Source organism: Snodgrassella sp. ESL0304 (assembly GCF_013344995.1).
Taxonomy (GTDB): Bacteria; Pseudomonadota; Gammaproteobacteria; order Burkholderiales; family Neisseriaceae; genus Snodgrassella; species Snodgrassella alvi.
This window is the reverse complement of sequence record NZ_JAAEDR010000017.1, coordinates 1-13271: the sequence shown is the minus strand read 5'-3', so window position 1 is coordinate 13271 and position 13271 is coordinate 1. Positions and strand designations below refer to the sequence as shown.

General features: G+C 43.9%; 8 protein-coding genes. 1 reads left to right on the top strand and 7 read right to left on the bottom strand.

Translation table 11 applies throughout. The features are described from left to right. Positions 1-5: 5 nt before the first annotated feature. Both GYX91_RS09645 and GYX91_RS09640 read right to left on the bottom strand, forming a co-directional pair. Entirely contained in the window at positions 6-899 is an 894-nt protein-coding gene (locus GYX91_RS09645) for an EfeM/EfeO family lipoprotein (RefSeq protein ID WP_025331590.1), read from the bottom strand. After that, the gene (locus GYX91_RS09640) at positions 886-1704 is read right to left on the bottom strand and encodes an FTR1 family protein (protein ID WP_084565282.1); all 819 of its coding nucleotides are present in this window, start codon (positions 1702-1704) and stop codon (positions 886-888) included. The genes GYX91_RS09645 and GYX91_RS09640 overlap by 14 nt, the downstream gene beginning before the upstream one ends. 143 nt (positions 1705-1847) lie before the next feature. Here GYX91_RS09640 and GYX91_RS11150 point away from each other — a divergent pair, with 143 nt between their 5' ends. Then, entirely contained in the window at positions 1848-1973 is a 126-nt protein-coding gene (locus GYX91_RS11150) for a hypothetical protein (RefSeq protein ID WP_255454444.1), read from the top strand. A 112-nt stretch (positions 1974-2085) separates the two neighbouring features. Here GYX91_RS11150 and GYX91_RS09635 read toward each other — a convergent pair whose 3' ends face one another. The 5 genes from GYX91_RS09635 to GYX91_RS09615 all read right to left on the bottom strand — a co-directional run bounded on the left by GYX91_RS09635 (position 2086) and on the right by GYX91_RS09615 (position 13209). Beyond that, a complete protein-coding gene (locus tag GYX91_RS09635) occupies positions 2086-2916 on the bottom strand; it encodes an FTR1 family protein (RefSeq protein WP_084554700.1) in 831 nt (276 codons plus the stop codon). A gap of 14 nt (positions 2917-2930) precedes the next feature. Beyond that, a complete protein-coding gene (locus GYX91_RS09630; protein WP_025331587.1) occupies positions 2931-3266 on the bottom strand; it encodes a cupredoxin domain-containing protein in 336 nt (111 codons plus the stop codon). A 107-nt stretch (positions 3267-3373) separates the two neighbouring features. Beyond that, positions 3374-3919: an iron transporter gene (locus tag GYX91_RS09625; protein ID WP_025331586.1), complete on the bottom strand. Its 546-nt coding sequence runs from the start codon at positions 3917-3919 to the stop codon at positions 3374-3376. 587 nt (positions 3920-4506) lie between these two features. Continuing rightward, positions 4507-4863, bottom strand: coding sequence for a hypothetical protein (locus GYX91_RS09620; protein WP_025331585.1), 357 nt, complete (start codon positions 4861-4863; stop codon positions 4507-4509). A gap of 978 nt (positions 4864-5841) precedes the next feature. After that, positions 5842-13209, bottom strand: coding sequence for a YadA-like family protein (locus GYX91_RS09615; RefSeq protein ID WP_238791337.1), 7368 nt, complete (start codon positions 13207-13209; stop codon positions 5842-5844). Positions 13210-13271: the final 62 nt, after the last annotated feature.

The following is a 13271-nucleotide window of genomic DNA, read 5'->3' as shown; positions in this document are numbered from 1 at the left end:
GAACCTTAATGAGGATATTTATAATAAACACGTATATTTAGTTGCGCCCTGAGCTGGGCCAGCCGTGCTGTCTGCGTACTTAGTAAGGAGTACAGGATATCGTGATCTGTCTGGCTGAGCCGGCTGAAACTTTGGAATTGGTTCTGGGGCAGTTGATAATGCTGCAGAATGGCAAAAATCTGCTGGTAACCATGATTCAGTGTTTTACGCTGCTCTGCTGGAATAAAGCTCTGCAGATGCTGGATGATTTGTGCTGAACCGGTTACATTGGCATGGATATCGGCCAGATCACTGTGGCTATACTGATTTTCTTTGCCGGCAAGTTTGGTTTGCAGAATCATTTCCAGAAAGTCGGATGCTGACTGAACTATTTTGGCAATATCCAGATCATCGGCAGCTACACGTTTTTGTAAATCAATAATTTCATATTGCAGATTGCTGTTTTCTGCCTGTGCTTGCTGTAGGTCTTTGAGTTTAAATAAATCATATTCTAAACGGTGAAAACCGCTGAAATTCGGATCATCGGTACCTTGCAGATAATAATCAGCGCGCGAATTAATATTCTGGTCGGCATTACCAAACAGTTTAACGATAACCCGTACTTGTTCGTAACTCTGATGGGCACGGATATAATTTTGTTGCGCCTGTTGCAGCTGTCCGTTTTTGCAGGCATTCTCAATCGCATTAAGATATTGCTGAGTGGTTTTTAGTTGCAGTACAACTTCCTGCTGATAATTACGAATTGCTGACTGGTATTTTTCCGGAGTGGGAATATCCCCTTTTGCGACTACAGCATTAGAATCATTGATAATTGGTGCCCTTAAACCATGTGCTACAGCAATGGCAGGCACCAGTAAAGAGCAAATAATAAATAGTGTACAGAACTTATTCTGTGTCATTTAAAATTTTCCTTAAGAAGAGCTGTATGGCGATTAATAGCAGGAAACTAACAAATGAAATGATGCTAAACCATACAGGCGGCGAATTATAGGCAGAAATTAAGTCAGGAAAGCTGTCGGACAGAAAGCTATTGTCAATAAAATGTGAGATTTTCACTGCCGGCCACATCATAATATCAGGAAGGGGTTCATTGTGTGTCGACAGATATACACCTGCTTTGACATATGAGGGGAAAATCAGAACTAACATTATAATACTGGTTATGATAAGGTATTTTTTCAACTGCATGCGGCGGCTGATTACAACAAATGGATAAAATGTCAGGGCAGATACTGCAATGCCGGAAATTACGGTAAGGCATAAATTAGTATAATCAGGATTATTCAGCTGTCTGATCTGACCGGACAACCATAAGATAACTTCATTGCCTGCACAGGCAATGGTAAGTGCTGCTATGAACATGGCTGCTGTCCATGAACGTGCCATCTGTTGAGCTTTTTTCTGTTCCTGTGCTGATCCCATGCTCAGGATATACTCAAACATCAAAAATACAACTAAAAATGTCAATAAAGTAATCAATATCAATATGCTCATCATAAGCATTTTTTGATTTTTTTCGGGAATATATCTGAACACACCACCGATAATTGCTGCCAGAAACAGTACACCGAGTATCAAGCCGCTAAACAGATGGCGCATCCCGCTTTTGCTGTCCGGATTATGCTTAATCCATGAGTAAATAACGCCGACAACAATCAGTGTTACAAAGCATTCACGCCAGACAATAAAAAAGGTTTGTTCCATTCTAAATCTCGTTTTATTTTAAAATTAATTGATTTAAAGACCTGTTCCGATGAAATTTATAGTTACAGGGTTTTTCAGTGCAATTGTAGCAACTGATGAAGCATTGCGCCGATTACTTTTTATTGTGACAGCAGGGGACAAACGTGACATATCTTTTGTTCGTATTCACCATATTGCAACAAGTAACAGATATGGTTGATAAGGGCGTTAAATGTCTGGGGCATGATTTTCAGCCTGAGCTAATTATCAGTAATGCTAGAGAAGCATAAGGCTGTATAAAAACAATCAAATCATGATTGAATGGTACCGGTAAATCATATGCTGAAGAAATAACCGGCACATGCCCAAAGTAAGTAAATCAGATATGTAGCAGGTTTTGCCTTATTTGGATTTTTTCCTTAAAAACAATATAGCCATTAATAACCAGAATACACCAAAAGTAATGACGCTAATCCACATTGGCTGGGAGCGGTAGGCAAACAGTGAGGAAGCAAAACTGCCGATCAGACCACTATCGTCAATAAAGTGTGATGTATCCCATGCCGGGCTAATGAGGAAATCTGGAATTGATACATCATGCTCCAGCAGCATATTGGTACCGTCTTCAACAGCTCTCAGCAATAACGAAATGGCCAGAAATAACAGGACAATACCGGTTATGGTAAAAAACTTTTTCCATTGGATGAAGCGGCTGGTTAGAATAAAAGCATAAAATGTCAGGGCAGATACTGCTATGCCGATAAGTACGGCGAGACAGAAGCCGGAGTAATTTTGACTGTTCAGCTGCATAATCTGGCCGGACAGAAATACGACAATTTCACTGCCTTCACGGGCAATGGCAATGGCTATAATAAACAGAGCTCCCCACCATGAATTGCGGGCTACCTGTTGTGCCATTTCCTGTTCCAGGGATGATTTCATATTTCGGGCGTGTTTGTTCATCCAGTACACCATCTGCACAATCAGTATGCAGGCAACAGCAGACATGCCCATCATAAACATGGTTTGATGGTCATCGGTAAGTGCTTTGAATACACCGTTGATGATTAATGCCAGTATGACAGAAATCAGTACACCAAGCCCGACACCGCCAAACAAATAACGCATACCATGGCTATTGTCAGGATTACGTTTAATCCATGCATAAATAATGCCGACAACCAGTAATGCTTCGAAACATTCACGCCAGACGACAAAAATTGTTTGTCCCATTGTATTTCCTGCTTTTATTTTACTATTAACTGCCCTTTGGGCTTATTCAGATGAAAGTCATCGAAAAAGATATAGGTACCGGGTTTTTTCGGGGCGATGACGACCACTGATGAAGCACCCGGGGCGAGTACTTTTTCTTTGACCAGCTGGGTACTTTCAAACTCGACGGGACCTTTGCCAATATTGGTAACCTTAATGCGAATAATTTTGTTGGCCGGTGCATTGAGGGTCAGGGGAATCAGATCACCATCTTTCATTTTCAGTTCCAGGGTGACTTTATCGTCAGCAATGGCTGAAAATGAAAACATAAGACTGCATAAACCCAATAAGATAAGAAGAAATTTTTTCATAACAGATATTCTTACAGTGAAAGGTGTTGTGGCAGTAATAATGTAATAAGGGATTATTCAGCCAGTTGAAGCTAGAATAATCCCTGATCACAGCCAGCTAAATGCGATTAATAGCTGCCTTTGCGGCCTACACCGGCATAATCAAAATCCCAGCTGACTTCAAATGGTTTGAACCATGGAGCTACGCCGGTTTCTTTGTCAATATGGCGAGCCATCTGGTTGGCTGTTGGTGGGGAGATACGGTAGGTAACACGATATTTGCCCAGACCATTCAGTTTGATGTTGTCACCATAGTGGGGACCATCATTGGCAACCATAGACATGAATTTACCTGAATGTTCGAATTTGCCTTTAGTCAGTTTGGTAATGGAGTATTCTATATTCAGATTGGGAATCCAGTCTCCTTCGGCAAAGCCGTTAGGATTACCTTCTGTTGCATGAATATCGGCTTCCATGTGCACGTCGGATTTGCTGGCCGGCAAATGCATATTACTGTGATCCATGCCATCAGTGTCCATAGTAATAGGCGGCAGATATACACCGGAAATTTCCATTCCGTTTTTAATAATAGGTTTGCCCATGGGGTATTCCTGAGCAAAGGCTGCCATTGATACAAGAGCGGCACTGGCGATAGCAATTTTTTGTAACAGCATTTTATAATTTCCCTATTTTATTCATATTGAGACAAATTGAATCAGATATGACTGCATATCAATTGATAAGGATTATCAATATACTCCTTTTACCAATGTTAGAAAATAATTAAATTATGTTTTTTACTGGTGTTTATTGTTATTTATTGTGGTGCAAATAACAGTAATTTTTTGAGGTTGTCCGTAAAAGTGTCTTATAAATAACAAATCTAAATTGACAATTGAATATATCCTTTATTAATAAATATATAGATTAAAAAAGCTGAAAACGCCGGCTGGAAATGGTTTCAGCCGTTATCAATCTTAATCTGGTCGTTACCAACCGGAAAACTGATGGAAGAATTTCTAAATTATTTGCTGTTGTGGTGTAGGCAAACTATTGATATATAAGTTAAGTAATGTTAAATTAAGCTTGTGGTTGTGATAGCGCTGGTTATGGAAATGATCAGCCGGAACAGATTCCGGATAGTACTTTAATTGGTATGTGTTAGTTTGAAGTAGAAAACTGTTCGGGCTGGTTTGGTGGTATGAATAAACAGTTATCGAAAATAGTCGCCTATGGTGAAATTACTATAAGCAGAAAATGATTAGGTTCTGTGTACTGCCTGCCATATTTGTTGTGCTATGGGTTCTATCCCTTGCCAGAGCAGGGGTTCCCAGTTATGCTGTTTGCAGAATGAAAATACCAGGGTTTCGGCACTGATGATGCTGTTACAGGGCTTGAAAACCAGCAACCCGCTATCCTGCCAGTCTGAGTCGGCTTTGATGATATAGGGTGACAGGATATAGGCTGTATATTCGGTAATTTCCTCTGGTTCGTTATGCCATTGGCTGCCGAGTGATGTAGTTTGTTGTATATAATAAAGTGCAAAGGGGTATTGCAGTTGTAGGTTGTCGTGCAATGCTGTGGATAGCGCATTCTTGTCAGGCGCAAGAAGTTTCATTGTTTATTCTCCCTTTGTATTTTATGCTGAATGAGTAATTGTATGAAGTATGTAGTATATCTGTGTATCAGGACGACACCTGATTGTCAGTAGTTTTTGGGCAAACAGGTTAGATTGTGGTTTCTGAAAGGGGAGATTTGCTTTGTAGATGTTCATATCATTGCCCTTCTCTTTAATCATGAGACCGCAAGTGTGCTGTTAAACACAGATGGCGGCAGACAAATGGCAGGGTTGACAGACCGACAAAGAGTATACCGGTAGGCGTAAAGCCTCCCTGCCACTGTCCACCATGAAAAAAAGCGGTGGCAATGGGTTTTTACAGACCAACGCTACTTTTTTGTAAGTAGCAAAAAGTCTGCCTCTTTGTTCAGCCTGTCAAAGCTGGTTACGCTATTGAACGTAACGTCTTTATCTTGCCGCTAAAGCAGGGAACTGTCAATTATTGACTCATATATATGTATGAGTTATCTGATATGCATTTTCATTCCGGGTAAAAATGGTTTGTTTATCCGGATTATTAAGTCTGTTTTATGACTGAAAAGCCAGTTTTTATTTTTTTGGCATGTATTGCCGGCTATTATATATTTTGCATATTTTTATGATAAATGCGAGATTAAGCAGACGATTATGTAATTACTTATTGTTTACAGGACAGAATATCTTGAGCTGTAGCCATATTCGCTGAACAGGCTGTGATGACTATTGAATAATATAAATGGGTAATATACAGGAACCGGCTGCATATTCTTCGATTTAGTGTATTTGCAATATTTTTTGTTTAATGGTTAACAGTTTTATTTTTAAAGTGTTGTTTTATTGGTATTAGAAGCGAATTGATATAACTAAAAAAACTGGTATTTCATCATTCAGTCTTCAGTATCAGGATAATGTAATTTCTCAGTGCTTTAATTTGTTATTTTCAGCAAAAAAATCGGGCATACCAGTGTATGCCCGATTTTGAAGCTATTTATCTGATGATTACCACTTATAGCCTATACCTGCATTAAAGCCGGTTTCACGTCCGGTAGTGGAGACACCTGCACCCCATGAGAACTTACCGGTATTGTTTGTGGCTTTGTAGTTAATACCAACTGCAGCATAACCATGATATGAACCCATGCCTACACCTACTGTCTGTTCACCGGCATTTAACTGCGGCAGATAAGCACCAGACAGTGCCATGGCCAGAGCAGTACCGGAATAGGCACGCCGTTCTACACGATGTACGCGGTCGTTAACATCATTGACGTAGCGGTTGATATTTTCCATGCGGGCATTAACACCTTTCAGCTGTGCCACATTGACTGCATCAGTGTCGGCAGTACCTGCAGCGACACCTGTAATCTGACGGTAAACACCATTGGCGGCGTCACCCACAGACACAGCGGCCTGAGTGCTGGTGGTTGCCTGAATGGCTCTTGCCTGTTGTGCTGTGGCACTAACCGGAATGTAGCCATTAATACCTGCTGCCGTATTGGCCACAGAGTTGGCACCCAGCGCAATTCCGCCATTCTGAGTAACGCTGGCATGATTACCAATAGCTACGCCGTTTTCTGCACTGGCTGCTGCTTGTGAACCAATAGCTACAGCAGCCTTACCACTGGCAGCTGCTGCACCGCCTACAGCAATAGCATCACTTCCGCTTGCTGAAGCCACAGCCTGAGTGGAATTAACTTTTGCATATTTGCTGCCGCCGTTATACAGATTGTTAATGGCATCGCCTACATTATTGGCTGTTACCGCAGTACCATCAGCATTGCTGGTTGTATAGCTTGGTGCAGTGAAACCACCTGTGCCGGCTCTGGTGAGCGGGTTGTAGCTGGCATTACCGCCCAGGCTGGCTGCTACTGCAGACAGGGCATCAGCTGTTGAAGCAGACAGTTTCTGGGTATCAGAAATAGCCTGGTTGGCTTTTTCAGTTGCTTCATTGATCGCAGAAGCATTACCGCCGCCACCGTTTTGTGCCAGCTTGCTATCCACTGAGCTGGAAAGACTTTGTAAATCCTGTTTCCATTCATTTTTCATTTGCCACAGCTGGCTGCCATTCACTGCCTCTGTTGAATTCTGGCCTGTATCACCAGAAGCAACATTGGTAATTTTCTGGGCAGTGCCGGAGCCATGGCTGGCATCGTAAGCTGAACCGTTCCATTGCAGGGCATTAAGCTGTAATGAGCTCAATGTTGTGGATATTCCTGCCGGTATGGTGCCGGAAGCAAGGTGAAGCTGATCCTGCAGGCTGGACAGACTGGTTGAGGTGGAAGTGGACAGCGAATAGAGCTGACGACCATTTACTGCCTGATTAGACGTTGCGTCTACTCGTCCGTCTGCAACTCCACTAATGGTTCTTTCGTTGCTTGCTTCACGAGTCAGCTGATTTGAGAAGGCTGTTGTACCATCGTCAAAATGCACTGAGTTCTTCTGCAATTCGTCAATCAAACGTTTTGAGGTCTTAATATCATCCTGAGCAGTTTTAATATCATCCTGAGCAGCTTTGATATCTTTGTTCATCGTTTCTATCGTTGTCCTGCTCTCAGTAACTACCTGATCAACTGAGCTTGATACACTGCTAATGATGGAAGACGAAATACTGTATAACTGTCCGGCATTGACTGCATCAGTAGAACCGTCTGCCAGCTGACCGGCAGCCACGTTGGTAATCTTCTGGGCAGCGCCGGAACCATGACTGGCATCATAAGCATTACCATTCCATTGCAGCGCATCGCGTTGCAGATTACTGATGTTATTGACCGCCGAGCTCAGACTACTAGACAAAGTAGAGATATTACTGTTGGTAGTAGAGAGCCCGGTATTGTTACCGGCAGTCGCAGTGGAAAGACTACTGCTCAGTGAGGTGGACAGATTATACAGCTGGTCACCGTTAACGGCATCGGTAGAGCCACTGCTAAGTGTACCGTTGGCTACGTTAGTAATCTTCTGGGCAGCGCCGGAACCATGGCTGGCATCATAAGCATTACCATTCCATTGCAGCGCATCGCGTTGCAGATTACTGATGTTATTCACCGCAGAACTCAGACTACTAGACAAAGTAGAGACATTACTGTTGGTAGTAGAGAGTCCGGTATTGTTACCGGCAGTCACAGTGGAGAGACTGCTGCTCAGTGAAGTGGACAGATTATACAGCTGGTCACCGTTAACGGCATCGGTAGAGCCACTGCTAAGTGTACCGTTGGCTACGTTAGTAATCTTCTGGGCAGCGCCGGAGCCATGGCTGGCGTCATAAGCATTACCATTCCATTGCAGTGCGTCGCGTTGCAGATTACTGATGTTATTCACCGCAGAACTCAGACTACTAGACAAAGTAGAGACATTACTGTTGGTAGTGGAGAGTCCGGTATTGTTACCGGCAGTCACAGTGGAAAGATTGCTGCTCAGTGAGGTGGACAGATTATACAGCTGGTCACCGTTAACAGCATCGGTAGAGCCACTGCTAAGTGTACCGTTGGCCACGTTAGTAATCTTCTGGGCAGCGCCGGAGCCATGGCTGGCATCATAAGCATTACCATTCCATTGCAGCGCATCGCGTTGCAGATTACTGATGTTATTCACCGCAGAACTCAGACTACTAGACAAAGTAGAGACATTACTGTTGGTAGTGGAGAGTCCGGTATTGTTACCGGCAGTCACAGTGGAGAGACTGCTGCTCAGTGAAGTGGACAGATTATACAGCTGGTCACCGTTAACAGCATCGGTAGAGCCACTGCTAAGTGTACCGTTGGCCACGTTAGTAATCTTCTGGGCAGCGCCGGAGCCATGGCTGGCATCATAAGCATTACCATTCCATTGCAGCGCATCGCGTTGCAGATTACTGATGTTATTCACCGCAGAACTCAGACTACTAGACAAAGTAGAGACATTACTGTTGGTAGTAGAGAGTCCGGTATTGTTACCGGCAGTCACAGTGGAAAGACTGTTGCTCAGCGAGGTGGACAGATTATACAGCTGGCTGCCATTGACGGCATCGGTAGAACTATTGCTCACTGTACCGTTTGCTACATTGGTAATCTTCTGGGCAGTGCCGGAACTATGGCTGGCATCATAAGCATTACCATTCCAACCCAGTGCATCGCGTCGCAGGTCACTGATGCTGGTGTTAACCTCTGCTAAGCTGGTCGACAGCGTAGCTGTTGCGCCGGAAACTGTATCCAGACGATCAATAGCACCATTCAGTCTGCCAGTCAGATTACCTACAGAGGAGGAAACGGTGTTGAGTTTATCATTGGTGGTAAACAGCTGACCGCCTGTTACTGCCTCATTTGAACCCAGTTCAATTTTTCCGCCTGTAATATTGGTGATTTTTTTGTAGTTTGCATCATAATTTTCACCATTTATTTGCAGGGCATTCTGATCCAGAGTATTGATTCTATCTGTAGCAGAAGACAAATTATCGGAAATTCTGGAAGTGGATTCAGCAATACTGTTAATCCGCGTATTGGTCTTATTCAGGCTATCATTCAGATTCGCCACTGTAGAGCTTAAGCTGCCTACCCTCGAATTAGTCTGATTTAGCTGACTGCCATTGACTGCATCAGTAGAATCCGGGGCTAAATCAGCTTCGGCTACGCGGGTGATTTTCTGCGCCATAGTAGAACCATGGCCGGCATCGTAGGCAGATCCATTCCATTGCAGAGTATTGTCCTGCAGTCTGGTTACAGCAGCAGTTACTGAATTTACCGAAGTGGATACAGCATTAATACTAGAATTTGTAGTATATAGCTGGCTGCCATTCACTACATCTGATGAATCAGGTGCCAGTGAACCGTTTGCAACATTGGTAATTCGATACCGGGCATTGGTAACACCATGGCTGGCATCATAATAACTGTTGCCATTCTCTTCCTGTACCCATTGCAAGCTGTCTTTTTCCAGTTTGTTTACTGTATCGTTCACTTTGTGTACTGAGCTGGAAACGATACTCAGATTAGAATTAGTAGTAGATAACTGGCTGCCATTTACAGCATCGGTAGAGTTATACGTCAGATCACCGTTAGCTACATTGGTAATCTTCTGAGCCTGACTGGTACCATGGCTGGCATCATAGGCACCAGAGCCATCGGTATTGTTTTTCCATTGCAGCGCATCAGACTGTAAGTCAGTGATATTGCTGTTTGCTGTACTGATATTACCATTGATATTGGTCAGATCACCGGCACGGCTTACAACAGTAGACAGTGAGCTGAAGCTGGTAGCAGAAGAGGTGGATAACTGATAGAGCTGATCGGCATTGACTGCATCAGTAGAACCGTTTTCCAGCTGACCGGCAGCCACATTGGTAATTTTCTGCGCCTGACTGGTGCCATGGCTGGCATCGTAAAAGCCGCCGTTACCATTGACATTCTTTTTCCATTGCAGCGCATCAGACTGTAAAGCAGCGATATTGCTGTTTGCTGTACTGATATTACCATTGATATTGGTCAGATCACCGGCACGGCTTACAACAGTAGACAGTGAGCTGAAGCTGGTAGCAGAAGAGGTGGATAACTGATAGAGCTGACCGGCATTAACTGCATCAGTAGAGCCGTTTTCTAGCTGACCGGCAGCCACATTAGTAATCTTCTGCGCCTGATTAGTACCATGGCTGGCATCATAAGCACCAGAGCCATTGGTATTGTTTTTCCATTGCAGCGCATCAGACTGTAAATCAGAAACATTGCTGCTTACCGTATTCAGTTTACCGGTGGTGTTTAGAGCAGCGGTAGATAAAGAAGTGATACCGGAAGCAGAAGAGGTGGATACCTGATAAAGCTGGCTGGCATTAACTGCATCAGTAGAACCGTCTTCCACCAGACCGGCAGCCACATTAGTAATCTTCTGCGCCTGAGTGGTACCATGGCTGGCATCATAGGCACCAGTACCATCGGTGTTCTTTTTCCATTGCAGCGCATCAGACTGTAAATCAGCAACAGAGCTGCTTAGTGTACTGATACTACCATTGATATTGGTCAGATCACCGGCACGGCTTACAACAGTAGACAGTGAGCTGAAGCTGGTAGCAGAAGAGGTGGATAACTGATAAAGCTGACTGGCATTAACCGCATCAGTAGAGCCGTCTTCCAGCTGACCGGCAGCCACATTAGTAATCTTCTGCGCCTGAGTGGTGCCATGGCTGGCATCATAAACACCTGAGCCATCGGTATTTTTTTTCCATTGCAGGGCATCAGCCATTAGCTGAGTAACATTGTTAGTGATGTTGGTAACATTACCTGTATTGGCCACCGCTGCGTTCAGATTACTCAGACTGGTTGAAGTGGTTGTAGACAAGCTGTAGAGCTGAGCGGCATTAACCGCATCAGTAGAATGCTCATCCAGTACACCGGCCGCTAAATTACTGATTTTCTGAGGACTGGATGTTCCATGGCTGGCATCGTAAAAACCAGAACCATCAGCATTTTCATGCCATTGCAACGCATTACTAAGCAGAGAACTAACTTGATTATTCAGGATATAAACATTGCTGGCAACAGTAGAAATATTACCAGTAGTAGCTACTGCTTCATTCAGATTACTCAGACTGGTCGAAGTGATTGTAGACAAGCTGTAGAGCTGAGCGGCATTGACTGCATCAGTAGAATGCTCATCCAGTACACCGGCTGCTACATTGCTGATTTTCTGCGGATTATTTGTTGCGTGGCTGGCATCATAAAAGCCTGAGCCATCAGCATTACTTTTCCATTGCAGCGCGCCACTGAGCAGAGTGCTTACATGGTCATTTAAGACATTGACATTATGAGAGATATTGGCAATATTACCAGTAGTGGCTACCGCCTCATTCAGATTACTCAGACTGGTTGAAGTCGTTGTGGATAAGCTGTAGAGCTGGGCAGCATTGACCGCATCAGTAGAATGTTCATTAACCTGACCGGCGGCAATATTGGTGATTCTCTGCGCACGGTTGGTTCCGTGACTGGCATCGTAAAAACCAGAACCATCTGCATTTCCATGCCATTGCAGAGCATCAATAACCAAATCATTCACTTTAGTAGTTAATGTACTGATATTACTGTTAACATTCGTCAGATCACCAGCACGATTTAAAGTGGATGATAATGTACTCAGTCCGGTAGATGAAGAAGTAGATAGCTGATAAAACTGAGCAGCATTGACTGCCTCAGTAGAGTATTCATCTATATGACCGGCAGCAATATTGGTGATTTTCTGCGCACGATTAGTTCCGTGACTGGCATCATAAGCTCCGCTACCGTCTACATTACTTTTCCACTGCAATGCATCAGATTTTAAAGCTGAGACATCGTTGCTTACCGTATTCAGTTTACCGGTAGTGCTTAGAGCAACAGTGGATAAAGAAGTGATACCACTAGCAGAAGAAGTAGATACCTGATAAAGCTGGCTGGCATTGACTGCATCAGTAGAATTGTCTGCCAGCTGACCGGCAGCCACATTAGTAATCTTCTGCGCCTGATTAGTACCATGGCTGGCATCATAGGCACCAGAGCCATTGACATTATTTTTCCATTGCAGCGCATCAGACTGTAAATCAGCAACAGAGCTGCTCAGTGTGCTGATATTACCATTTACATTGGTCATATCACTGACACGGCTCACAATGGTAGACAATGAGTTAAAGCTGGTAGAAGAAGAGGTGGATAACTGATAAAGCTGACCGGCATTAACCGCATCAGTAGAACCGTTTTCCAGCTGACCAGCAGCCACATTGGTAATTTTCTGCGCCTGATTGGTACCATGGCTGGCATCATAGGCACCGGAACCATCTATGTTCTTTTTCCATTGCAGCGCATCAGACTGTAAAGCAGAAACATTGTTGCTTACCGTATTCAGTTTACCGGTGGTGTTTAGAGCAGCGGTAGATAAAGAAGTGATACCGGAAGCAGAAGAGGTGGATACCTGATAAAGCTGGCTGGCATTAACTGCATCAGTAGAACTGTCTGCCAGCTGACCGGCAGCCACATTAGTAATCTTCTGCGCCTGATTAGTACCATGGCTGGCATCATAGGCACCAGAGCCATCGGCATTGTTTTTCCATTGCAGCGCATCAGACTGTAAAGCAGAAACATTGCTGCTTACCGTATTCAGTTTACCGGTAGTGCTAAGAGCAGCGGTAGATAAAGAAGTGATACCGGAAGCAGAAGAAGTAGATACCTGATAAAGCTGACCGGCATTAACCGCATCAGTAGAACCATTTATCAGCTGACCGTCTGCCACATTGGTAATCTTCTGCGCCTGATTGGTACCATGGCTGGCATCATAGGCACCGGAACCATCGGTATTCTTTTTCCATTGCAGCGCATCAGATTTTAAATCAGCAACAGAGCTGCTCAGTGTACTGATATTACCATTCACATTGGCCATATCACTGACACGGCTCACAGCGGTAGATAAAGAAGTGATACCGGAAGCAGAAGAGGTGGATA

Coding starts and splice junctions, on each gene's coding strand:
- GYX91_RS09625 (WP_025331586.1), bottom strand. CDS start 3,919: ATGCTGTTACAAAAAATTGCTATCGCCAGTGCCGCTCTTGTATCAATG.
- GYX91_RS09645 (WP_025331590.1), bottom strand. CDS start 899: ATGACACAGAATAAGTTCTGTACACTATTTATTATTTGCTCTTTACTG.
- GYX91_RS09630 (WP_025331587.1), bottom strand. CDS start 3,266: ATGAAAAAATTTCTTCTTATCTTATTGGGTTTATGCAGTCTTATGTTT.
- GYX91_RS09620 (WP_025331585.1), bottom strand. CDS start 4,863: ATGAAACTTCTTGCGCCTGACAAGAATGCGCTATCCACAGCATTGCAC.
- GYX91_RS09640 (WP_084565282.1), bottom strand. CDS start 1,704: ATGGAACAAACCTTTTTTATTGTCTGGCGTGAATGCTTTGTAACACTG.
- GYX91_RS09615 (WP_238791337.1), bottom strand. CDS start 13,209: ATGGCCAATGTGAATGGTAATATCAGTACACTGAGCAGCTCTGTTGCT.
- GYX91_RS09635 (WP_084554700.1), bottom strand. CDS start 2,916: ATGGGACAAACAATTTTTGTCGTCTGGCGTGAATGTTTCGAAGCATTA.